General features: G+C 68.1%; 16 protein-coding genes. 6 read left to right on the top strand and 10 right to left on the bottom strand.

The features are described 5' to 3' along the window. Positions 1–12: 12 nt before the first annotated feature. From J7U46_RS21360 to J7U46_RS21340, 5 genes are all read right to left on the bottom strand, one after another. The gene (locus J7U46_RS21360) at positions 13–2604 is read right to left on the bottom strand and encodes a TonB-dependent receptor (RefSeq protein WP_282829246.1); all 2592 of its coding nucleotides are present in this window, start codon (positions 2602–2604) and stop codon (positions 13–15) included. A 212-nt stretch (positions 2605–2816) separates the two neighbouring features. After that, positions 2817–3722, bottom strand: coding sequence for a TIGR02285 family protein (locus tag J7U46_RS21355; protein WP_282829245.1), 906 nt, complete (start codon positions 3720–3722; stop codon positions 2817–2819). A 7-nt stretch (positions 3723–3729) separates the two neighbouring features. Then, entirely contained in the window at positions 3730–3963 is a 234-nt protein-coding gene (locus tag J7U46_RS21350; RefSeq protein WP_282829244.1) for a DUF2805 domain-containing protein, read from the bottom strand. 20 nt (positions 3964–3983) lie between these two features. Then, positions 3984–5267, bottom strand: a complete 1284-nt coding sequence (locus J7U46_RS21345) for an AGE family epimerase/isomerase (protein WP_282829243.1) — start codon at positions 5265–5267, stop codon at positions 3984–3986. After that, positions 5260–5808 carry an adenine phosphoribosyltransferase gene (locus J7U46_RS21340; RefSeq protein ID WP_282829242.1) on the bottom strand — a complete coding sequence of 183 codons (549 nt, stop codon included), beginning with the start codon at positions 5806–5808 and terminating at the stop codon, positions 5260–5262. The genes J7U46_RS21345 and J7U46_RS21340 overlap by 8 nt, the downstream gene beginning before the upstream one ends. A 142-nt stretch (positions 5809–5950) precedes the next feature. Between J7U46_RS21340 and J7U46_RS21335 the strand changes: the two genes are divergently transcribed. Further along, complete coding sequence (locus J7U46_RS21335) at positions 5951–6961, top strand: Gfo/Idh/MocA family oxidoreductase (RefSeq protein WP_282829241.1); 1011 nt, start codon at positions 5951–5953, stop codon at positions 6959–6961. Here the strand turns inward: J7U46_RS21335 and J7U46_RS21330 are convergent. Together J7U46_RS21330 and J7U46_RS21325 are read right to left on the bottom strand one after the other, a co-directional pair. Continuing rightward, a complete protein-coding gene (locus J7U46_RS21330) occupies positions 6946–9627 on the bottom strand; it encodes a serine/threonine-protein kinase (RefSeq protein WP_282829240.1) in 2682 nt (893 codons plus the stop codon). The genes J7U46_RS21335 and J7U46_RS21330 overlap by 16 nt on opposite strands. Positions 9628–9688: 61 nt before the next feature. Then, complete coding sequence (locus J7U46_RS21325; RefSeq protein WP_282829239.1) at positions 9689–11128, bottom strand: hypothetical protein; 1440 nt, start codon at positions 11126–11128, stop codon at positions 9689–9691. Between the two features lie 102 nt (positions 11129–11230). Between J7U46_RS21325 and J7U46_RS21320 the strand changes: the two genes are divergently transcribed. The 5 genes from J7U46_RS21320 (at position 11231) to J7U46_RS21300 (ending at position 19448) form a co-directional block, all read left to right on the top strand. Continuing rightward, positions 11231–11827 (top strand): ECF-type sigma factor, encoded by a 597-nt coding sequence (locus J7U46_RS21320; RefSeq protein WP_282829238.1) that lies wholly within the window; start codon positions 11231–11233, stop codon positions 11825–11827. Between the two features lie 69 nt (positions 11828–11896). Further along, positions 11897–12415 carry an RNA polymerase sigma factor gene (locus J7U46_RS21315; protein WP_282829237.1) on the top strand — a complete coding sequence of 173 codons (519 nt, stop codon included), beginning with the start codon at positions 11897–11899 and terminating at the stop codon, positions 12413–12415. Further along, on the top strand, positions 12415–13404 hold the full coding sequence (locus J7U46_RS21310; protein ID WP_282829236.1) for a FecR domain-containing protein: 990 nt from the start codon (positions 12415–12417) through the stop codon (positions 13402–13404). The genes J7U46_RS21315 and J7U46_RS21310 overlap by 1 nt, the downstream gene beginning before the upstream one ends. Before the next feature lie 174 nt (positions 13405–13578). After that, a complete protein-coding gene (locus J7U46_RS21305; protein ID WP_282829235.1) occupies positions 13579–16824 on the top strand; it encodes a TonB-dependent receptor in 3246 nt (1081 codons plus the stop codon). 53 nt (positions 16825–16877) lie between these two features. Next, positions 16878–19448, top strand: a complete 2571-nt coding sequence (locus J7U46_RS21300) for a zinc-dependent metalloprotease (RefSeq protein ID WP_282829234.1) — start codon at positions 16878–16880, stop codon at positions 19446–19448. 181 nt (positions 19449–19629) lie between these two features. Here the strand turns inward: J7U46_RS21300 and J7U46_RS21295 are convergent, their stop codons facing one another. Genes J7U46_RS21295 through J7U46_RS21285 form a run of 3 tightly spaced genes read right to left on the bottom strand, consistent with a single transcriptional unit; the run spans position 19630 to position 22423 of the window. After that, complete coding sequence (locus tag J7U46_RS21295) at positions 19630–20919, bottom strand: TRAP transporter large permease (RefSeq protein WP_282829233.1); 1290 nt, start codon at positions 20917–20919, stop codon at positions 19630–19632. Continuing rightward, complete coding sequence (locus tag J7U46_RS21290; RefSeq protein ID WP_282829472.1) at positions 20910–21398, bottom strand: TRAP transporter small permease; 489 nt, start codon at positions 21396–21398, stop codon at positions 20910–20912. Before J7U46_RS21290 ends, J7U46_RS21295 begins: the two co-directional genes overlap by 10 nt. Positions 21399–21451: 53 nt before the next feature. Continuing rightward, entirely contained in the window at positions 21452–22423 is a 972-nt protein-coding gene (locus tag J7U46_RS21285; protein WP_282829232.1) for a TRAP transporter substrate-binding protein, read from the bottom strand. Positions 22424–22561 lie beyond the last annotated feature (138 nt).

Genomic DNA, 22561 nt, shown 5'->3' with positions numbered 1-22561 from the left:
TCCAGAGTCCTCTTACATCTTCCAGCGCACGGAGATGCCGTAGGTGCGGTCGTAGTAGCGCACGTCACGCACCATCGCCGGGTTCTTGTCGAAGTAGTCGTGATAGGCCTGGTTCAGCAGGTTCGTGACGTCCAGCGAGACGGTCAGGTTCTTGTTGATCGTGTAGCCGGCCGAGGCATCGAGCGTGGACAGCGGTGCGACCCAGAGTTCACGGCCCGTGGTGCGGTACGGGTACTCGGCCAGGAACTTCGAGCGCCAGTTGTAGGCCAGGCGGCCATACACATCATTCTTCTCGTACAAGGCGACCAGGTTGATGGCCCGCTTCGACTGGCCGAGGAAGGTGCTCTCCAGACCGTTCTTGTCGGTCTGCTTGCCGCTCATGTAGGTGAAGTTGGCTTCCATGCCGAGGCCGCTGAGCATGCCCGGCAGCCAGTCGTAGAACTGGCGGTAGCTCAGCTCGTAGCCACCGAGATTCGCCTTGTTCAGGTTGATCGGCTGGCTGGTGTTGTAGCGCACGCCGTTGATCGTCGTCTGGCCGGAGTCGATCACCACGCGGTTCTTGAACTTGTGCTCGAAGACGGTGGCCGTCAGCGAGCCGGTACGGGCAAAGTAGTACTCCAGCGCCACGTCGATGTTCTTGGATTCGGTCGGCTTCAGGTTGGGGTTGCCGCCGGAGGCGCTACCGAAGGTCACGCCACCGCCGGGCGGCGTGTAGGTGACGCCCGGGTTGTAGTCGACGAAGTTCGGGCGCTCGATGGCCTTGCCCAGCACCAGGCGGCCGATCAGCTTCGGGCTGAATTCGGCCTTCAGCGCCAGGCTCGGCAGTGCGTCGCTGCGCGAGGTGTCCACATCCACCGGCGTGATCACATTGGTGGCGGCGTTGCGCGAGTTGCCCATCAGGTGCTGCTGCGTGCGCACCAGGCGCAGGCCGGCCACGCCGCTGACGGGCACGCCGCCCGCGTTGAAGCCGAACTTGGTCTTGCCGTACACGGCGCTGGTCTTCTCCTCGTCGTCGAACAAGGTCATCGGGTCGTAGGCGGTCAGCGCCGTGCTGCCGGTCAGCATCTTGCGGAAGGCCTCGCCGTTGTCGAGCAGCCATTCGCGGTCGGCGTACACATACTGCTTGACGCCGAAGTTGCCCCAGGTGGCCGGCGACACCGAATAGATGCCTGGGAAGTTCGACACCTGCTGGCCCACGGCCGAGAAGCTGGTCGTCCAGGGCATGCTGGTGTTCACCGCCATGGCATGGCGCTTGGCCAGGCGCACGCCGGTGCTGAATTCCTTGAAGAAGCTGTTGCCGGCCACTTCATAGACCGCGTCGGCGCGCCAGTCGGTCGAGTCGCCGCTGCGCTCGCCGCGCACGTCCACGCCGCCGTTGATGCGGAAGTTCGTGGCCTTGGTCAGGTCCAGCGTCGGGTAGTCGATGTAGCCGCCGCCGTCCTGCACCTTGCCGATGGTGTTGGTCGGGCTGTAGCCGGTGTCGAGGATGCGGTTGACCCAGTCGATCCGGCTCTTGGTGTGTGCGAGCTCGCTGCTCACGCGCAGGCGGTCGCTCACATCCCAGTGGCCGCCCAGCGCGAACTGGTTGTTCGAGGCTTCGTCGTGCTTGGCCTGGGTCGAGGTGAAGCCCCAGCCCGGGTAGTTGGTGTTGGTGACCGTGTCGAGATTGTTCGTGCCCGGCTTGGTGGTGATCACCGACGTGGGCTCGTAGACCGGGATGCCGGCCACCAGGAAGGACTGCTGGAAGCGGTGGTCGATCTTGGTGGCAAAGCCTTCCAGGAAGAACTCCATGTCGGCGTTCGGCTTCCACTGCAGGGCCAGGTTGCCGGCCAGGCGCTTGCGGTCACCGAGGTCGAGCACGCGGCCCATGGCATCGGCGCCGAGGATGCTCTTGCCGCCGTAGTTGAAAGTCACCGGGTCGCCGACCCAGGCGCGCTCGTCGTGATACGTGCCCTTCTGGTACGACAGGCCCACCAGCGCGCCGAACTCGCCCTGGTCGGTCTTCCAGCGGTTCGAGGCCATGCCGCTCAGGTCGGGGTTGTCGGCCTTGGCCTTGTCGCGGTGCTCCAGGCGGCCATTGATGACCACCTGCGAGTCCTTGAAGTCGAAGGGCCGGTTGGTGCGCACGTCGATCACGCCGGCGGTGCCGCCCTCGGGCAGGTCGGCGCCCTGGGTCTTGTAGACGTCCAGGCGCTGCAGCATGGTGGCCGGCACATCGGCCAGATAGAGGCTGCGGCCCGAATCGGAGAAGAACTCGCGGCCGTTCAAGAGGGTCACGATGCCGCCCAGGCCGCGCACGATCACGCTGCCGGCTTCGCCGTTGCCGCGCTGGATCTGCACGCCGGTGACACGGCCGAGTATCTCGGCCACGTTCTTGTCGGGGAACTTGCCGATGTCGTCGGCGACGATGGAGTCGACCACCTGGTCGGACTTCATCTTGATGATTTGCGCGCTCTCGGCCGACTTGCGGGCGCCGGTGATGATCACGCCTTCCAGCTGCTGAGGCTCGGCGGGTTTGGCTTCCTGGGCGCTGGCGGCAATCGCAAGTCCCAAGGTCATGGCGGCGGCAGCGGTGCTGCGCAACACGAATGCGGTCTTCTTCATCTTGTCTCCTGGATCGTTTTTGGGGGCAGTCCGTCGGGGCAAGCTGGCTGTGTCGGCGGCAGGCCGGGGCAGCGCTTGTTCTTGTTGGGAGCGGATGCTAGGCAGCCCATTGATCCAGGGCTAATCACATTTTTGGACCTCTCGATGCTGGTTTTCGCATCGCGTCCTTGGGTATACCCGGGGTTTTTGCCGGGCCTCCCGGGGCGCAGCAATCAAGGCTGTGCGCGTTTGCCAGGCCTGAGCTCGCGCAGGTCGTTCAGCATCCGTTGCCGCTGCGCCTCATCCTTGATGCGCAGCACGGGGCCGCGGAACTGTGGGTCGTCCCAGTAGCGCACCAGCAGGGCATTGATGTGCTGGATGAAGCGCTGCCCCCACTCGGTCTTGGGCGCGACGATGTAGATCGGGATCCGGCGTGGCAGGCCGGCGATGGGCAGTTGCACCAGCTCGTCGCCGCTGTGGCTGCCCAGCTGTTCGAGGAACAGGCGGCGCTCGCTCTCATAGGCGATGGTGTAGTCCAGCCGGCCCAGCTTCATCATGCTGACCAGCCCCTCCGAGAGCCGCTCTGCGACTGTGCGCACCTGCACATGCGGGTCGTTCAGGTGGCGGGCCAGCTCGGTGTCCAGCGTGGCGCCATAGGAGCGGCCGGCCGTCAGGCCCAGGTTCAGCTCGCCGTTGTTGATCAGCTCAGCCAGCTGTACCTCGCCCTGGGCATTCAGGTAGGGCTTGATGCGCGCGAGGCGGCTGCGCAGCGTGATCAGGGCCGGCGGGTGGGTGGTGTAGAAGGGCAGCGAGAACAGCATGGACTGCTCGCGCTCCTCATTGCGCTGCATGCCGGCGCAGACCAACTGCTGTTCGCGCATGTCCTTGATCAGGCGGGGGATGCTGGAGAGCTGGGTCTTGTGCTCGTACTGCGGCAGCTTGCTTTGCAGGAAGCGCACATGCTCCTGCACGCTGCCCTTGCCGGCCTCGGGGCCGGTGACGATGTACATGGGCGGCAGGTCGAAGCTGCACCAGGTGGCCGTGCCCTCGGCCGGCGGCTTGGGCGCGGCCTGCAGCAGCGACGCGCAGAGCAGGCCGGGCAGCAGCACGGCGAGCTTCAGGCGCAGCTTCGTAGGCATGGCTTGCTCAGCGGCCGTGCGGGAAGGTGGATTTCACTTTGGCCGGCTTGACGGCCTTGCCCTGGGCGGCCCAGGTCTTGTAGGCGCTGGGCGTGAGCTCACGTTTCATCAGCTGCACCAGCTCGCCCTGGCCGAGGCCATGCTCCATGAACACGCGTTGATAGGGCGGACGGTCGGCGAAGGCGGTCTTGATGATGCGCTGGATCTCGTCCGGGCTGAGGCGGGGAATCGGTTTGGCCATGGCGCGATTGTCCTCCGTCCTCAGCGGCCGGCGGTACCGATTCCTGCCGCCCGCAAGGCTGCCATGTGCATGGACAGCATGTGATACGGGTCGGGCTGCACATCGTCGCAGCCGCCGCGCCGGCACAGGGCCGGCCGCCAGCCGCCCTGCTCGGTGTCGATCAGTTCGGCCCGGACCAGCTGCAGCGTCTGGTCGTAGCGCCGCCACAGCTCGTTGCGGCCGCTGCCGCTGGCGGCCTGGATCAGGGCATGCAGGCACTCGGCCTGCTGCCACCAGCCCTTGCCTTTCCAGGGGGGGGCGTCCGGATAGACCTGGTTGATCGCGCCGCCGTCGATTTCGTCATAGCCCTGCTTCAGCGCGAAGTCGAGCAGGCGTTCGCTGACGGCCGCGTAGAGCGGCGAGACCCCGAGGCCGTGGGCGCTCAGCAGCAGGTGGCTCCATTCGAACTGGTGGCCGATGTCGGTATAGCCGCCGGCCTGCTTGGTGGCCAGCGGCCGCCACTGTGCGTCGTACCACTCGGGGATGCTGGCCGTGCCGTCGGCCTGGCCCTGCATCAGCCGGTAGACGATGAAGTCGCCCAGGCGCCGCGCGCCATTGCGCACGGCCACGTCGCCGGTGGCCTCCAGCAAGGCCAGCTGCGCCTCGAACATGTGCATCAAGGGGTTCTGGCTGGGTGTGCCGCGCGGCCCCTGCACGAAGCTGCGCGAGGTCTGGGCATGGAAGCCGCCGGCCGGGTCGGCCAGGCCCTGCTCGATGTCGTGCCAGGCCTTCAGCGCGGCCTCCTGCCAGCGAGCGTCCTGCGTGATGCGGTACAGGTGGGCCAGCGCAAACAGCGCGAAGGCATGGCCGTAGCTGCGCTTGGCATCGCTCAGTACCTGGCCCTCGGGCGAGAGCAGGTGGAAGAAGCCGCCATGCTGCGGGTCGGCGAAGTGCTTCAGCAAGAACTCGCCGCCCTTCAGCGCGGCCTGCAGGTAGCGCTGGTCCTGGCTCAGCTCGTAGCCGGTGGCCATCGCGTAAATCATGCGGCCCTGCAGCGTCAGCTCGAGGCGCTGGTCGTCCTTGGCACGCCAGTCGCGGCCGAAGTTGATGCGGAAGCTGCCATTGGGATTGGGCGCATGGGCCAGCCAGTGGGCGAGATGGCCGTCCAGCGCGGCGCGGCGGTGCCAGTCGGCGTCGATCTGGCGCTCGGCCTTGCTGCGCGAATCACAGCCGGCCAGCGGCAGCAGCGGCAGCAGTGGCAGCAGCGGCAGCAGCGGCACCGAGGCCAGGCCGGCCAGCAGCCGCCGGCGGCGCGGGCTATTCATCGAGCCCGTAGCTGAGCAGGGCGAACACCGGCAGGCCGGCCTCGCGCAAGCGCTGCGAGCCGCGCAGCGCCGGCAGGTCGATCACCACCGCGCATTCCAGCACCTCGGCACCCAGGCGCTGCAAGAGCTGGGCGCCGGCGCCCATGGTGCCGCCGCTGGCCATCAGGTCGTCGACCAGCAGCACGCCCTGGCCCGGCTGCACCGCGTCCACATGCAGCTCCACCGTGGCGCTGCCGTATTCCAGCAGGTAGCTTTCCTCTATGCATTCGAAAGGCAGCTTGCCCTTCTTGCGGATGGGCACGAAGCCCACACCGAGGCGCTGGGCCAGGGCCGCGCCGATGATGAAACCGCGCGCCTCCAGCCCGGCGACCAGCGCCGGCTTCGCGGCCTCGTAGCGCTGGGCCAGGGTTTCGATCATCAGCCGGAAGGCGGCCGCATCGGCCAGCAGCGGCGTGATGTCGCGGAACTGCACGCCCGGCACCGGCCAGTCCGGCACGGTGCGGATGTGGCGGCGCAACTCGGTGGCAGCATCTAGAGGCATGGCGGCGATCTTACGGTGACAATGCCCCCGCGCCGAAGGCGCTTCACGGAGGAAACAAGATGCTGCAAGGATTCCCGCTGGGCCGCCTGGTTGGCCTGTTCACCTCGGTCGGCGAAGGCGGCAGCAGCATGACCCGCAAGCTGTGAGCGAAGCCGGGGATTTCGGCTGGGCCGTGATCGGTCCGGGTCGCATCGCCCAGCGCTTTGCCGAGGCGGTGCAGGCCCTGCCCGAGGCCCGCATCGCGCGGGTCCATGCCCGCGACCCGGCCAAGGCGCTCGCCTTTGCCACGCGCTGGGCCAGGCCGGAAGCCGCGTGTCGGTCTTTGGAGGAGCTGCTGGCCGATCCGGCCGTCGATGCCGTCTACATCGCCACGCCCCATGCCCAGCATGGCGAGGCGGTTCGTGCCTGCCTGCTGGCCGGCAAGCCGGTGCTCTGCGAAAAGCCGCTGGTGCCCAGCCTGGCACAGGCCGAACCGCTCTTTGCGCTGGCACGCGAGCGCGGCGTGTTTCTGATGGAGGCGCTGTGGACGCGCTTCCTGCCCGCCTATGAACTGCTGGGGCGATGGCTGCGCGAAGGCGCGATCGGTGAGCTGCGCGGCATCCAGTCGAGCTTCTGCTTCCCGGCACCCTACGACCCGGCGAGCCGCTTGTTCGCGCCCGAGCTGGCCGGCGGCGCGCTGCTGGACATCGGCATCTACAACCTGGCGGCCACCCGCTTCATCCTGGAGCAGGCGCTGGGTGCCTGCCCCGAGCCCGAGCGCATCACCGCGCAGGCCGATCTGGCGCCCACCGGCGTCGACCGCCAGCTCAGCGCCAGCCTGTACTTCGAGGGCCTGGCGTCGCAGTTCGTCTGTAGCTTCGATGCGGTGTCGGTCAATGGCCTGCAGATTCTGGGAACCCGTGGCCGCATCAGCCTGCCGCAGAGCTTCTCTCAGGCCACAGTGCTGGAGCTGCAGCGCACGGGCGAGCCGGTGCAGCGCGTGGAAGCGCCGTTCCGCATCAATGGCTTCGAGGGCGAGATCGAGGAGAGCATGGCTTGCGTCCGTGCCGGCCTGGTCGAGAGCCCGCGCATGCCGCATGCGGAAAGTCGGGCCTTGCTGAACTGGATGGATCGCCTCCGCGCCCAGGTGGGAGTCCGCTACCCCTTCGAATGAGCGGCCTCTGCCAGCGACTCCAGCCAGGCCCGGTGGTCGCTGCCCAGGGGCCGCAGTGCGGCGGCAGCCTCCAGCGCCACGCGGGCGGCCGCTCGCCGCTCGACTGAGCGGGCCGGCTGCAGCGCCACCAGCAGGAGCTGAGCCTCGGCCACCGCCAGCAGCGCATCGCGGCCCTGGGCCGGGTGGGCCTGCAGCGCTTGCAGCGCGGCCAGTGCCTGCTCCGCGAGGCGCACGGCTGCCGGGCCCTGCCCGAGTGCCTGCATCGAGCGGGCGCGCTGCACCTCGAGCCAGGCCTTGCGGCGCTGCGCATTCGGGTTCTCGCCCTGGGCCAGCACGGCGCCCCAGTGGTTGATGCCCAGGTCGAACACCGGGATGGCCTGCGCATGCCGCCCGTTGAGCGCCAGCGCGCGGCCGTACTGCGGCGCCAGGAAGGGCGGCACGCCGGCCCATTTGCTGCTCGGGCCTTGCTCACGCGCCAGCTGCGCGGCGGTGTCCCAGCTGAGTTGCGCAGCCTCCAGGGCTGGCGCGGCCTCGCCCAGGCGGATCAGCGCAATCGCCAGCGTGTTGGACTCGACCATCAGGCCGTCGCGCCAGGTCGCGTTGCGTGGCTCGGCCGCGACGTTGGCGCGGCGCATGGCCAGTGCGGCCTCGGCCTCGCGCCGCATCGCGGCCAGGTCTTCGAGCCGCAGCTGCACCAGCGCACGGCCGCCGAGGATGGTGCCGATCTGGTGGCGCAGGTAGACATCGGTGGCCGGGTCGCCGGGCACGGCCGTGCGTTCGATTTCGGCCAGCAGGGCCTTGTCGTCCAGCATGCTGCGCAGGTCGGCCTCGGCCAGCGCGTAGTAGTGCAGCGCCTGCTGCGGCTGGTTGAGGCTGGCCACGGAGACCTGGTCATGCAGCTGGGCCATCAGCAAGGTGGCGTTGGCGCGGGCCGCGATCAGATGGGCCCGCGCGACCACGCTGGCCTCGTCACGCAGGGCTTCGCCGGTTCGCGCCAGGGCCTTGCCAAGCGCCGTCACGCCTTGCTCAGGCTTGCCGGTGGCGCGCAGCAGCTGGGCCTGGATGGCCAGCGTGCGCACATGCCACAGCGCAAAGCGCCAGTCCTGCGCGGGCGTGCCCCACAGCGGCTCGGCCACGGCCAGCGCGCGCTGCACCGTGGCGAGTGCTTCAGGCACGCGCTCCGGCGCGGCCTGCGTCTGGTTGCCTTGCAGCTCGGCGATGCGGCCCAGGGTCGAGGCGATCAGGGCCTGCAGGTCGGCGTCCTGCGGGGCCTGCCGCGCCAGCGCTTCGAGCTGGTCCAGCGTCTGGCGCAGCATGGCTTCCTGGGCCTGCGGGCCGCCGGGCAGGGTGGTGGTCGTGTCGCCGTAGCGAAACACCAGCTCGCGGGTGATGTGCTTGACGGCGGCCAGCTGCGCGCGCGCCTCGTCGCGCGCCAGGCGCGCCGCATGGGCCTGCCAGGCGGTGGCCGCCATGCCGCCCGTCAGGGCCAGCACCGCCAGCGAGGCCAGCGCCACCGGCAGCCGGTGGCGGCGCACGAACTTCTTCAGCAGATAGCCGGCACCGGCCGCATGGGCGCTCACCGGCCTGCCGTCCAGGTAGGCCTGCACGTCTGCGGCCAGCTGCTCGACGCTGGGGTAGCGCCGCGCCGGCTCCTTCTCGAGTGCCTTCAGCAGGATGTTGTCCAGGTCTCCGCGCAGCCGCTGCCGGGTGGCCAGCCAGGCCTGCGCGTCCGGGCCTTCGCCCGGCGGCAGGCTGGAGGGCCGGGTGGGCGCCTCGTTCAGCACCGCCTCGGCCATCTCGGCCGGCGTGCGGGCCGCACGGCCGTAGGGGCGTTGGCCGGTCAGCAGCTGGTAGAGCAGCACGCCGAGCGAATAGATGTCGGTGGCCGTGGAGACCGGTTCGCCGCGCACCTGCTCGGGGCTGGCATGCGTCGGCGTGAAAGGGCGCTGGCCGGCCTGGGTCTGCCAGGCCTGGCCCGCATCTTCCAGCGGGTCCAGGGCCTTGGCGATGCCGAAGTCCAGCAGCTTGACCTGGCCCTCGGGCGTGACCAGCACATTGCCGGGCTTCAGGTCGCGGTGCACCAGCAGGTGGCGGTGCGCATGGGCCACGGCCTCGGTCAGCTGCAGGAACAGCCGCAGCCGCTGCTCGACTGTCAGGCCCTCGCAGGCCTTGTCGATGGCCTGGCCGTCGACCTTCTCCATCACGAAGAAGGGCAGGCCCTGCGGGCTCAGGCCGGCATCGAAGAGTCGGGCGATGTGGGGATGGGCCAGCCGCGCCAGCGCCTGCCGCTCCTGGGCGAAACGCTGCAGCACGGCCGCCGAGTCCATGCCGCGCTTGAGCAGCTTGACTGCCGCCTCGCCTTCGTAGGCACCGTCGGCGCGGCGCGCGCGCCAGACCTCGCCCATGCCACCGCTGCCGAGCGGCTCGATCAAGAGCCAGGCTCCAAGCCGCTCGCCGCTGAGGCCGGCCGCGGCGGCCGGACCGGCCAGAAAGCCGGGATCGTCGCTGCCGCCGCCGGTGCTGTGGGCCAGCAGCGAGAGCAGCTCGGCCTGCAGTTCCGGCGAGGCGCCACAGTCACGCACCCAGGCCTCGCGCTCGGCGGCCGGCAGTGCGAGCGCGGCATCGAAGAGGCGCTTCAGCGCGGTCCAGTCGGCAGCAGCAGTCATGTGTTCAGTGTGCAGGGGCAGGGGCGGGCCAGGCAAGCCCTGACCCCCTGAACAGGCTTCATCAGCGCGCTGCCTTCGTGACCGCAATCAACTCCTGCGTCGTGGTCACCGCGCCGGTGGGCGCCGGCAGCGTGCTGACGGTCACGCTCTTGGGCAGCATGAACGGCACGGCGTTGCTGCTCCACAGCGTCACCTGGGTGGGCACGACGAAGCTGGACTGCAGGACGGGCAGCATCACCGTGAGCAGCGGGCTGGAGGCCGCTGGACCCAGCACCTGGAAGTCCTTCAGCACGAACTCGACGCGGAACTTGCAGCTGCTCGCAAAGCTGCCGGCCGGCACCGTGACCGTCTCGTTGGCATCACGGTTGATGGCGAACTCGTACTTGATGACGAGGGCCGTGGCCCCGCCCAGCGAGGCAAAGCCGTCGGTCACGCTCTTGCCGGTGAGGGTGGCTGTGACATTGATCTTGCCGCTGCCCCCGGCCACGACGCCGGCATTGGCCAGGCGGGCCTGCCAGTCGGCCGGCTCGTAGGTGGTGATGGTGTCGCCGGCGCCGGCCGTGGTGGTGTCCTGGCCCAGGGCCGCACCGGTGACCGGGTCGAGGTAGATGTTGGCCAGGCCGGTCGATGCCGCTGTAGCGCCGCTGAGCGTGAGCAGGCCCACGATGGCCGCCTGGCCCTTGTAGCTGCCGTTCGAGAAGTCGTACTTGACCGTGTAGGGCGCGCTGCCGGCGCTGTTCGACGTCTGGCGGTAGGTGACCGAGTCGCCCGCCCTGGCCACCAGTGGCGCGCATTCGCCGCCGCTGCCGCCCCCGGAGGGACTGGGGGCCGGCGCCGGTGACGGCGCGGCGCTCTTGGGCGTGGTGCTCTGCATGTAGCGTCCCGAAGTGGTTGCCGAGCCCAGGTCGACGCCAGACATGTAGAGCCCGCTGAAGGCGGGAGCGAAGAAGTCGACATGGCGCTCGGCATCGATCACCGCCACCACGCCGATGGCATTGCCGCTGGCATCGGTGTTCTGGCAGACCTTGGCAACCACGGCGCTGGCGGCGCTCGCGCCGCTCAGACCGGCGCCCGGCGTGTAGCTCAGCACGCCGCCCGACAGCACCAGCGTGGCACCGCCCAGCTCGCTGCCACTGCTGGAGAAGACCCGGGCCGCATAGCTGCCGTCATGGGCCGACAGGGCGGCAAAGCTCAGCTCCTTCAGCGTTCCGCAGCTTGCGCTGCTGGGGGCAGGAGCCGGCGCGGGTGTGGGGCTGGGTGCAGGTGCAGGCGTGGGTGCAGGTGCAGGTGCAGGTGCAGGAGTCGGGGCAGGTGCAGGAGCCGGTGATGGAGCGGGAGTTGGGGCGGGTGCCGGGGAAGGCGCCGGTGACGGAGCCGAGCTGGGCGGCACCACCGGGTCGGGGGATGGATCGCCGCCGCCACAGGCGCTGAGCAGGGTGCTGCCGAGTAGGATGGCCAGCGGGGCCAGGGTCTTGGGGGCGGGTGCCTTGCGGGTGATCATGGCGAAGCCTTTCGGGTGCGTGAAAAGGGGGTCTCCCTGGCATACGCAGCGCCGCACCGGCAGAAGGCTCATCGAGCGACATTCAAATGGGGGGGAGACTTCATGCAGGCAGAAGATCAGCAGCCGGGTCCGGACCTGGCCGCGCTGACCCAATGGCTCAGCGCCCAGCCGGCCGACGCGCCCGGCGTGGGCAACCAGCTGTTCGCGCTGCTCTATGAAGAGCTGCGCCGGCTTGCGCGCTCCCACCTGCGCCGCGAGTTCGGCGCCCACACCTTCTCGCCCACCGTGCTGTCGCACGAGGCCTGGTTCCGTCTGGCCGAACAGAGCCGCACGCAGTGGCGCAACCGCAGCCATTTCCTGGCCGTGGCCTCGCTGATGATGCGGCGCATCCTGGTCAACCATGAGCTGGCGCGCCGTGCCGACAAGCGGGCCGCCGAGCTGGTGCCGCTGACGCTCTCGGGCCTGGACCAGCTGGCCCTGCCGCCGGACCGCGACCTGGTGGCCGTGCACGAGGCCTTGCTGGCGCTGGAGCAGGTCGACCCGCGTGCGGCCAAGATCGTGGAGCTGCGCTTCTTCGGCGGGCTGGAGAACGAAGAGATCGCCGAGGCGCTCGCCATCTCGCTGGCCACGGTCAAGCGCGACTGGAGCCTGGCGCGAGCCTGGCTGCATCGTGAACTCAGCGGTGCTACTGGCGCATGACCCCCAGGATGCGCGCACCGCGTACCGCGCTCGCCTTTCGTCGGGGGCTTGGCATATAGTCGCCGCCCCATGAGCCTCCTCGACATCTACCGCGCACGCCGCAAGGCGCTGGAACGTTACGTCCAGCGCCTGCTCGGCAATGCGGACGAGGCGGCCGAGGTCTCGCAGGAGGCTTTTCTGCGCGTCTATGCCGCCGAGCTCGGCGAGCAGACGCCGGTCAGCGAGGCCTTGCTCTACACCGTGGCGCGCAACCTGGCGCTGAGCGAATTGCGCAAACGCATCTCGCGGGCCACCGACGCTGTGGGGGATTGGGACGACTTGCGCGTTGAAGACACAGGCCCCAGCGTGGAAGCGCTGCTGCAGAACCGCCAGCGGGTGGCGGCTGTGGAGGCCGCGATGGAAAGGATGGCGCCCAAATGCCTGGAGGTGTTCCGTCTGCGCAAGATCGACAATCTCTCGCATGCCGAGATCGCCCGGCAGCTGGATATTTCTCCGAAGACGGTGGAGCGCCACATCACCCGCGCGCTGCAGCTGTGCCATGAAGCCATGGCCGAACACGATGGTCTGCAACGCAAGGAAGTCCGCTGATGCAAGCCAAGGTGCTGGATTTTGAAAGAGGCGGCGGCACGAACGCCGCCGACGAGGCGCGCCGCTGGATCGCGCGCATTGACGCGGGCGACCTGAGCAGCACCGAGCGCCAGCAGTTGAAAGACTGGCTGGCTGAAGACAGCGGCCATGCCCGCTTGCTGGACGAGCATGCGCTGATCTGGGCCGCCGCCAGCCAGGCGCGCTTTGCGCCGGCCTCCACCGCCACCGCTGCCAGCCGCCAGCGTCGCGTGTCGCCGCGTTGGGCCTGGGGCGGTGCTGCCCTGGCTGCCGGCGTGGCGGCCCTCGCCCTCTTCCTGGCCCGCCCGGATGGCGACGCCGCTGCCTATATGGCCGCCCACCACACCGGCGTGGGCGAGCAGCATTCGGCCCTGCTGCCGGATGGCTCGCGCACCACGCTCAATGCCGCCTCCTCGCTGGCCGTGGCCTATGGCGAGGCGCACCGCCGCGTCACGCTGGAGCGCGGCGTCGGCCTGTTCGAGGTGGCCAAGGACAAGACCCGACCCTTCGAGGTGCTGGTCGGCAGCACCGTCGTGCGTGCCGTGGGCACGCGCTTCCTGGTGCAGCGCCATGCCAATGGCGCGGTCGAAGTGACGGTCTACGAAGGCGTGGTCGAGCTGGAGAAGCCGGGGACGCCGCCGGTGCGCCTCGGCGTGGGCCAGGTCGCGCTGGACCAGGCCGAGCAGACGCGGCTCTCGCTGGCCTCCAGCGCCGAGCTGGAGCGCAAGCTGGCCTGGCAGCAGGGCCGCATCGTCTTCGATGACACCAGCCTCGCCGCCGCGCTGGAAGAGGTCAACCGCTACAGCACCGAGCCCATCGAACTGGCGGCCGACCCCGGCCTGCAGCAGATGCGCATCTCGGGCGCCTTCGCCACCACCGACGTGGCCGTGTTCCTGCGCAGCCTGGAGCAGGGCTTCGGCCTCAAGGTGCGCCAGCAGGACGGTCGCTGGGTGGTCAGCCGCAACCACTGAATCTCCGCATTCGCCGAATCCCTAGGGTTTTCCTTGTGGGGGGAGGTCTTGCCTGGCGCGTCGTATCCCTTGTCCCGGACGTCGCCAAAACAAGATCAACCGTAAAGCCCCAGGAGAGTCCCTGTGTCGCGAAGCAAAAGATTCGCCAGCCATCCGCTTGCGTTTGCAGCCCTCGTGCTGACGGCCCAAGTGCATGCCCAGGCCCAGCAAGCCGCCACCGAAGTGCGGCCCGTCGAGATTCCCGCCCAGCCCGCCGCCCAGGCGCTGCAGGTCTTCGTCAAGCAGCACAACTTCCAGCTGCTCTATGCGCCCGAGCTGGTGCGCGGCGTCAACAGCAAGCCGGTCAGCGGCAGCATGAGTGCCCGCGAGGCACTGACGCGCATGCTGGATGGCAGTGGCCTGCAGATCGTCGACACCGGCCCCAATGCCGCCACGCTGCGCCAGGTTGCCGCACCGGCACCACGTGCCTCGGGTGCGCAGACCGGTTCCGGCGGCGCCAGCGCGGCGGCCGATGGCGCCGAATCGGAGGCCGACTCAGGCCCAAAAGCAGCTCCCGTCGCCGCCTCGGCGGCGGTGCGCGTTCTTAGGTTCGACCTGGCCGCCGGCGATGCTGCCGACACCATCAACAAGGCCGCCGAGCTGGCGGGGGTCAAGGTCAAGTTCAAGGATGAAGACCTGCGGGGCATCCGCACCAATCGCATCAACGGCGACTTCAGCTTCATGCAGGCCATGCAGGAGATGCTGCGCAACACCAAGCTCTCGCTCGGCCAGAACATGAACTCCGGCGAGTTCGTGGTGCGCAAGGTCGAGATCATTGCGCCGGTCGAAGTCACCGGCTCGCACCTGCGCTCCATCGTCGGCGAGCAGGGCATCAACCAGGTCGAGGTGCTGACCCGCCAGGACATCGAGCGCTCCGGCGTCACCACGCTCGCTGAGCTGCGCAACCTGATTCCGCAGCTCTCTGTGGGCGCCTCTGCCAGCTTCGACGGCAACAGCTCGCGCGGCGCTCCAGATGGCCGCCTGCTGTTCAACCTGCGCGGCCTGGGCCAGGGCAACGCCCTGATCCTCGTCGATGGTCTGCGCCTGCCGCGCACCGGCTCGCGCACCGTGGCCGAGGCCTACGAGGCTACCGGCATCCCGATGTCGGCCATCGAGCGCGTGGAAGTGCTGCTCGGCGGTGGCAGCGCGATCTATGGTGCCGATGCCGTGGGCGGTGTGGTCAACATCATCACGCGCAAGCGCTATCGCGGCACCGAGATCGAGTACGCGCTGGACAACACCATGGACACCGACGCGGCGAACAACCGCCTCGGCATCTCGCATGCGTTCCGCAAGGACAAGTTCTCGGCGCGCGGCTCGGTCTCGGTCGAGACCCAGAACGCCCTGGCCCTGCGCGACCGCGAATGGCTGGCCACCGACGACCGCCGCTGGCTCGGCGGCTCCGACGGCACGGCCAACAACCTGCCGATGGGCGGCTATGTGCAGGCCGTCACGGGCAACCTGCCCGGCATCGGCAAGACCACGGCCTACATCCCGACCGGTGCCAATGGCAAGACGGCCACCATCGCCGACTACCTGAACGCACCGGCCACGGCCCGCTATGACGCCGGCAAGTACCTGAACGCGGTCAACGAGTACAAGCGCAGCGCGGCCTCGGCGCATGCCGAGTACGAGTTCGCGCCCTGGGCCCAGGCCTACGTCGACCTGATGTGGTCCAAGAACGAATCGCAGGCGCCGAGCGATCCGGTGCAGCTGAGTGGCTACACGCTGCCCGCCGGCTACCAGGGGAACCCGTTCGGCGTGCCGATCCGCGTCTACAAGTACATGTGGGAGCTGGGCACGCCCGCCCGCCACTACACCTACGAGCAGCAGTCGACCTCGATCGGCCTGCGCGGCGACCTGGCCAAGGACTGGCGCTACCGCCTGAACCTCAGCGATGCGCGCAGCAAACCATCGCTGCCCGAAGGCGTCTTCCAGTTCTATGCGCCGCGCATGAATGCGCTGATCGCGGGCAGCACGCCGCCGGTGCTGCTGCACGACAGCTACTCGCTGATCGGCAAGGAAGGCTCGGCGCCGAATGCCGCCGGTGTGCTGGAGTCGGCCTACTACAAGGACGAGAGATACGACACGCCGATCACGCGCATGTACAGCTTCAGCCTGGACGGCCCGGCCTGGCAGCTCGACGCCGGCCCGATCAACCTGGCCGTGGGCGTGGAGCGCCGCGTGGACTCGGTGAAGTTCACCAACGTGACCGACAGCACGGGCATCGACACCACGCAAGCCGCCGAGCCCAAGCAGGACCGCATCACCAACTCGAGCTACCTCGAGACTTCGGTGCCGCTGCTCTCGCCCAAGAGCAGCCTGCGCATCCCGCTGGTGCACAGCCTGTCGATCAGCGGTGCGCTGCGCCGCGACAGCTACAACGACTTCGGCTCCGCCAACAAGAAGTTGCTCGGCGGGCAGTACAAGCCGGTGTCGTGGATGTCGCTGCGCGGTTCGCGCAACGAAGCCTTCCGCGTGCCCTACCTGATCGACATCACGCGGCCCCGCTACGTCACCAACCAGACGGTGCCAGCCACCGGCTCAAGCTCGCTGATCGACCTGTACCGCAAGAACGAGCCTTACACCGGCCTCATTGCCACCACGCTGGGCGGCAACCCGAACCTGAAGCCCGAGCAGTCGGTGCACTACAACGCCGGCATCCAGATCGAGTCGCCGTTCGAGGCGACCAAGGGTCTGTCGTTCTCGGTGGACCGCTGGCGCTCCAAGATCCTGGATCGCGTGGGTACGCTGAGCCGCCAGGAGTACATGCTGTACTTCCCCGACGCCTACACGCGGGCCGCGCTGACGCCCGAGGATGCCGCCGCCGGCTACACGGCAGGCAAGATCACCGGCGTCGACTTCACCTCGCGCAACATCGCCAAGTACCAGGCCTCGGGCTATGACTACTCGCTGCGCTACGTGATCCGGACGAACGTGGGCGAGTTCTCGCTGAACGGCCGCATGACGCGCACCGACAAGCTCGAGGTGGTGGCCACGCCCGCCGCGGCGCCGAGCCCCTACACCAACGCTCGCCTGCAGCCGCGCCGTGCGGTGGTCAGCATGGCCTGGGCTCACCAGGGCGCCGGCGTCAGCGTCACCGGCATCCGCCAGAGCGGCTTCCCAGTCAGCCTGTTCCCGCCCATCGTTGACTACCCGGGCACCACGACCTGGAATGCCAACGTCTGGTACGACTACGGCAACGGCCGCTGGCACGACAAGGACGGCCTGATCGCCAAGCTGATGGGCGACACGCGCATCTCCCTGGGCCTGATCAACGCCACCGATGTGGCGCCGCCGCTGAGCCCCACAGGGACGGTGAACGCTTCGGTCGACCCGCGAATGATGCGCTACACGTTCACGCTGCGCAGCCGCTTCTGAGCGCCGCCAGCATCTCTCTCTCGCTCTCTCTCCAACAAGCAGACATGAACGCCATGAAGTCTTCCCACATCCGCCGCCTGCCGCTGGCAGCGCTGCTCTCGCTGGCCCTGGGTGCCGCTTTTGCTCAGGACACCCCGCCGGCCCCGGCCGAAGGCGCGGCCTCGGCCGCCCGCCCGGGTGGCCCCGGTGCCACGCCGGCCGCCGATGCCGCCGAACCCAAGGCCTATGACAAGGTCATCACCAAGGAAGCCAAGAGCCAGAAGGGCCTGGTCACGGTTCACCAGGTCAAGACCAAGCTCTACTTCGAAGTGCCCAAGGCCCTGCTCGGCAAGCAGCTGCTGATGGTGGCCAACGTCACCTCGGTGCCGTCCGACGTGGACCACGTGGGCAAGGCGCTGAACCAGGAGGTGGTGCGCTTCTTCATGAAGGGCAACAAGGTCTACTTCCAGGCCGTCGACCATGCCTTCTCGCTGGACACGGCACGGCCGAACGCCGAGGCGGTGCAGAACTCGCAGCGCGATGCCATCCTCGCGAGCTTCAACGTCGAGGCATTTGCTGCCGACGGTTCGCCGGTGATCGAGGTCAGCCGTTTGTTCCAGGCCGAGGTCGGTGAGTTCACCGCCCGCCGCATGGTCAAGGGCACGGGCCTGGACGCCTCGCGCAGCTACGTGGAGGGCACGCGCGCCTTCCCGGGCAGCATCCGTGTCGATGCGGTCCACACCTATACCGCTCCGGCCATGGTCAACGGCCCGTTCGGCCCGCAGCCGGCGCCTCCCGGCTGGCCGGCTCGTTCGGCCACCTTCAACCTGGCCTACAACCTGGTCGAGCTGCCAGAGCAGGCCATGATGCCGCGCCTGATGGACGACCGCGTCGGCTACTTCTGGGTCAACCGCACCGACTATGGCCATGACCGCCACACCGTCGAGCGCGAGCGCCTGATCACGCGCTGGCGCCTCGAGAAGAAGGACCCGAACGCTGCCGTGAGCGAGCCGGTCAAGCCCATCGTCTGGTACATCGACAAGTCCACGCCGACCAATATGGTCGCCTACGTCAAGAAGGGCATCGAAGCCTGGAACGTGGCCTTCGAGGCCGCCGGTTTCAAGAACGCGGTGCAGGCCCGCCCGTTCCCGACCAAGGAGCAGGATCCCGAGTTCGACCCGGAAGACGTGCGCTACAGCATCATCCGCTGGGTGCCGTCCTCGATTCCTAATGCCTATGGTCCGCACCTCAGCGACCCGCGCAGCGGCGAGATCCTGAACGCGAACATCGTGATGTATCACAACATCCAGAAGATCCTGCGCGACTGGTACATCTCGCAGGCCGGTGCCGTGGATCCGCGTGCGCAGCAGCTGCCGCTGCCGGACGACCTGATGGGCGACCTGGTGGCCATGGTGGTGACGCACGAGGTGGGCCATTCGCTCGGCTTCCAGCACAACCAGAAGGCCAGCTCGCAGTACCCGTTCGAGAAGATCCGCGACGCCAAGTGGCTGAAGGAGATGGGCCACGTCTCGTCCATCATGGACTACAGCCGCATGAACTATGTGGTGCAGCCCGAGGACAAGATCGCGCCGGGATTGCTGATCCCCAAGATCGGCCCCTATGACATCTTCGCCACCAAGTGGGGCTATGCACCCATCCCGTCGGCCAAGACGCCAGACGCCGAGAAGCCCCTGCTTGATGCCTGGGCCCGGGTGCAGGACGACACGCCCTGGCTGCGCTTCCAGGCCAACCTGAATGGCGACTACGGCACGGTGATGGAGGCCGTGGGTGATGCGGACGCGGTCAGCGCCACGGCCCTCGGCACCAAGAACCTGCAGCGCATCGTCAAGAACCTGCCCAAGATGGCGATCCGCGGCGGCGAGACCGACCGCGAGCTGAGCGACCTGTACAAGGCCGTGTGGGGCCAGTGGACCCGCGAGCTGGGCCATGTGCTGGCCCTGGTCGGTGGCTATGACCACCGCACCAAGTCCGGCAGCCAGCCGGGCGCCATCAGCACGCCGGCCAGCAAGGCGCAGCAGGCCCGTGCCGTGTCCTTCCTGAACGAGCAGCTGTTTGCCGGCTACCCGCAATGGATCCTGGAACCCAAGGTGCTGGAGCGCCTGGCTCCCGGCGTGGGCCCGGGCCTGGTGGTCTCGGCCCAGCGCGGCCTGCTGGGCGCGCTCTTGAGCGGTGATCGCCTGGGCCGTCTCTACACCCAGGAGCAGGCCCAGGGCGACAAGGCCTACCGCATCGAGCAGCTGCTGGCCGACCTGCGCGGCGGCACCTTGAGCGAGCTGAAGACGGGCGTCGCGCCGAACAGCCAGCGCCGCAACCTGCAGCGCAGCTATGTGGACGTGCTGACCGCCAAGCTGTCTGACGGCTCCAGTTACGACGACGGCCGCGCCGCCATCCGTGCCGAGGTGAAGTCGCTGAACAAGCAGTTCGCCGAGAAGGCGCGCGCTGCGACGGACAGCAGCATCAAGGCCCATTGGGAAGAACTGGCCGACCAGACCAGCAAGGCCCTGGACCCCTTGACCGCCGCTCGCGGTGGCCAGAGCCGTCCGCAAATGGGCCTGCACCAGCCGGACGAAGAGGTCTTCGGCTGCTGGCACCAGGACGAAGTGCAGCTGCCCCAGCTGCGCTGAAGCTGAGGAGATTGCTCGGGGAAGCCGTTCCCCCGGTTGCGTGAGCGGCCGGGGCTCGTGAAGGAGACCTGCGCCGTTGTCGCTCCAATCCTTGCGGCAGCAGGTCCGTCGAGACGGCGGTGTCATCAAAGGGGATGGGTGGGCTCTCAGCCATCCATCCCCGGCACCTTTCAGCGCGGGCTCAAGCTATCAAGCCCGGCAGCCAGAGCGAGAACGCTGGCACATAGGTGACCAGCAAGAGCGTGACGATCAGGGCGCCGTAGAAAGGCCAGATCGAGCGCATCACCTGGCCCACGGAGATGCCGCCAATGGCGCAGCCGACGAACTGCGTCGTGCCCACTGGTGGCGTGTTCAGCCCCAGCGCGCAATTGATCAGCATGACGATGCCGAACTGCGTCGCGTCCATGCCGTACTGCTGGCAGATCGGCAGGAAGATTGGCGTGCAGATCAGGATGGTGGCCGACATGTCAAGAAAAGTGCCGAGCAGGAACAGCAGCACATTCACCATCAGGAAGATCACCCAGGGGCTGCTGGTGAAAGACTGCATCAGCTCGCCGGTCTGCTGTGGCACCTCATAAAGCGCCATGAAGTAGCCAAAAGCAGAGGAAATGCCGATCAGGAGCAGCACCACGCCCGTGGTCTTGCAGGCCTTGGCGCAGGCGGCGAGAAAGCTGCGCCAGGAGAGCGAGCGATAGACCAGCACGGTGACGGCCAGCGCCCAGCACACGGCCGTGGCCGCCGACTCGGTGGCGGTGAACACGCCCGAGAGGATGCCGGCCAGGATGATGACCACCACCAGCAGGCCCGGCAGCGCCGCGCCGAATGCCTTCAGCACCGCCGGCCAACCGGGGAAGGGCCCGTGCACCGGGTAGCCGCGCTTCACGGCCACGCCGTAGGCTGCGGCCAGGTTGGCGAGGGTGAGGATGAGGGCCGGGATCAGCGCCGCCAGGATCAGCTTGAACACGCTGACGGAGGCAATGCCGGCGGCGGCCAGCACGAAGATGATCAGGTTGTGCGAGGTCGGCATCAAGGCGCCGACCAGGGCCGCATGCGTGGTCACATTGACCGCGTAATCGGCGTGATAGCCCTCTTTCTTCATCAGCGGAATCATCACCGAGCCCATGGCTGACACATCGGCCAGCGGCGAGCCGGCCACGCCGCCGAACAGCGTGCAGCCGAGCACATTGCTCATGCCGAGACCACCGCGCACATGGCCCACCAGGCTGTTGGCAAAGCGCACGATGCGCTCGGCGATGCCGCCGTGCAGCATCAGCTCGCCGGCAAAGACGAAGAAGGGAATGGCCAGGAAGGAGAACACCTGCATGCCGCCGACCATCTTCTGGAACACGATGGCGACGGGCAGGTCGGCCGCGATGATGGTGGCGATGGAGGACAGGCCGATGGCGAAGGCGACCGGTACGCCGAGGATGAGCAGCAGCGCGAAGCTGAGCCCAAGAATCATCAATTCCATGCGGGCTCCACGCTGCGGCCGCGCAGCAAGGCAACGATGTGCTCAATCGAAAACAGCACGATCAGAACGCCGCCCATCACCAGCGGCAGATAGTCCATGCCCTCGGGCACGCCCAGCATGGGCTTGGCTTCGTCCCACTTGAGCGTGGTCCAGGTCCAGCCTGAATCGAGCATCAGGGCGCCGAACAGCGCGACGAGGGCATGGATCAGCACTTCCAGCTTCAGCCGCAGCTTCTCCGGCAAGAGCACCAGCAGCGACTCCAGCCCGATGTGGCCGGCATCGCGCACGCCCACCGCCACGCCAAAGGCGGTGATGTAGAGCACCAGCAGCAGGGCCAATGCTTCGGTCCAGGTCGGCGAATCGTTGAAGAGGTAGCGACCGATGACCTGGTACTGCACGCAGATCAGGACGAGGATCAGGCCCAGCACCGCAGCCATCAAGGCGACCTTGGAGAGGCCGGCGCAGAGCCGGGTGAACAGCCGCGTCGGCGCCCAGGGATCCGGTCTTGCCTCGGTCGAGGCTGGCTGCTCGCTCATTTCACGTCCTGCAAGGCCTTGACCAGGCGCTGCAGGTCCGGCGTGCTCATGAACTTGGCGTAGACCGGCGCCATCTGCGCCTGGAACGAGGCCTTGTCCACGTCCACCACCTCGGCGCCCTTGGACTTCACGAGGGCCAGCGACTTGGCCTCCTGCTCGTCCCATTTCTGGCGCTGGAAGGCGACCGAGGCCTTGGCCGCCGCGCGCACCAGGGCCTGGTCGGCCGGGCTCAGCTTGTCGTACGAGCGCTTGCTCATCAAGAGCATCTCGGGCGCCATCGAGTGCTCGGTGCGCGAGTAGTACTTGACCGCCTCGTAGTGCTTGTAGCCCTCGAAGGAGGGCACGTTGTTCTCGGCCGCGTCGATCAGGCCGGTCTTGAGCCCGGTGTAGACCTCGCCCAGCGGCATGGGCGTGGCGTTCGCGCCCATGGCGCCGACGATGGCCACCCAGAGCTCGGACTGCGGCACACGGATCTTCAGGCCCTTGGCATCCGCCACGGTCTTGATCGGCTTCTTGCCGTAGATCGAGCGGGCGCCGCTGTCGTAGAAGGCGAGGCCCACGAAGCCCTGCGGCTCGCAGCTGCGCAGGATCTCCTCGCCGGCCGCGCTGTCCAGCGCACTGCGCATGTGGTCCACCGAGCGGAACAGAAAGGGCATGGTCGGCACCAGGGTCTTGGCGCAGATCGCGTTCATCGGGCTGACGTTGACCCGCGCCATGTCCAGCGCGCCGACCTTGACCTGGTCGATGGTCTCCTTCTCGGTGCCCAGCGCCCCCTTGTTGAAGACCTTGATCTTCAGCCGCCCGTTCGTCTGCTTGGCGAGCAACTCGCCCATGTGCTTCACCGCCACGACGGTCGGGTAGTCATCGCTGTTGTGGATGTCGGCGGCGCGCAGGGTCTGGGCTTGTGCCAGGCTGGCCAGGGCCGGCAGCAGCGCCGCAAAAAGGACGCAGGTCTTCAGGGTCTTCATCGCAGTCTCCGGGCCTCAGGGTCTGTACCGTTTCGAAAAATTCAGGGCCTGAACCAGAATAGCGAAACAGCGTTTCAGATTCATGAGTGGTTTCATGGGGGTGGCCGGATGAGGCAAACGATCTACAGCCTGCTTGGA

Origin of the sequence: Pelomonas sp. V22 (genome assembly GCF_030014915.1) — a bacterium.
Taxonomy (GTDB): domain Bacteria; phylum Pseudomonadota; class Gammaproteobacteria; order Burkholderiales; family Burkholderiaceae_C; genus JAUASW01.
Note: the sequence above shows the minus strand (reverse complement) of the source record. Positions and strands in the feature narration are given on the sequence as shown.

What these genes read in the sequence shown, in the direction of transcription:
- J7U46_RS21360 (WP_282829246.1), bottom strand. Translation starts at nt 2,604, where the DNA reads ATGAAGAAGACCGCATTCGTGTTGCGCAGCACCGCTGCCGCCGCCATG.
- J7U46_RS21325 (WP_282829239.1), bottom strand. Translation starts at nt 11,128, where the DNA reads ATGATCACCCGCAAGGCACCCGCCCCCAAGACCCTGGCCCCGCTGGCC.
- J7U46_RS21295 (WP_282829233.1), bottom strand. Translation starts at nt 20,919, where the DNA reads ATGGAATTGATGATTCTTGGGCTCAGCTTCGCGCTGCTGCTCATCCTC.
- J7U46_RS21315 (WP_282829237.1), top strand. Translation starts at nt 11,897, where the DNA reads ATGAGCCTCCTCGACATCTACCGCGCACGCCGCAAGGCGCTGGAACGT.
- J7U46_RS21355 (WP_282829245.1), bottom strand. Translation starts at nt 3,722, where the DNA reads ATGCCTACGAAGCTGCGCCTGAAGCTCGCCGTGCTGCTGCCCGGCCTG.
- J7U46_RS21330 (WP_282829240.1), bottom strand. Translation starts at nt 9,627, where the DNA reads ATGACTGCTGCTGCCGACTGGACCGCGCTGAAGCGCCTCTTCGATGCC.
- J7U46_RS21340 (WP_282829242.1), bottom strand. Translation starts at nt 5,808, where the DNA reads ATGCCTCTAGATGCTGCCACCGAGTTGCGCCGCCACATCCGCACCGTG.
- J7U46_RS21350 (WP_282829244.1), bottom strand. Translation starts at nt 3,963, where the DNA reads ATGGCCAAACCGATTCCCCGCCTCAGCCCGGACGAGATCCAGCGCATC.
- J7U46_RS21310 (WP_282829236.1), top strand. Translation starts at nt 12,415, where the DNA reads ATGCAAGCCAAGGTGCTGGATTTTGAAAGAGGCGGCGGCACGAACGCC.
- J7U46_RS21300 (WP_282829234.1), top strand. Translation starts at nt 16,878, where the DNA reads ATGAAGTCTTCCCACATCCGCCGCCTGCCGCTGGCAGCGCTGCTCTCG.
- J7U46_RS21320 (WP_282829238.1), top strand. Translation starts at nt 11,231, where the DNA reads ATGCAGGCAGAAGATCAGCAGCCGGGTCCGGACCTGGCCGCGCTGACC.
- J7U46_RS21285 (WP_282829232.1), bottom strand. Translation starts at nt 22,423, where the DNA reads ATGAAGACCCTGAAGACCTGCGTCCTTTTTGCGGCGCTGCTGCCGGCC.
- J7U46_RS21345 (WP_282829243.1), bottom strand. Translation starts at nt 5,267, where the DNA reads ATGAATAGCCCGCGCCGCCGGCGGCTGCTGGCCGGCCTGGCCTCGGTG.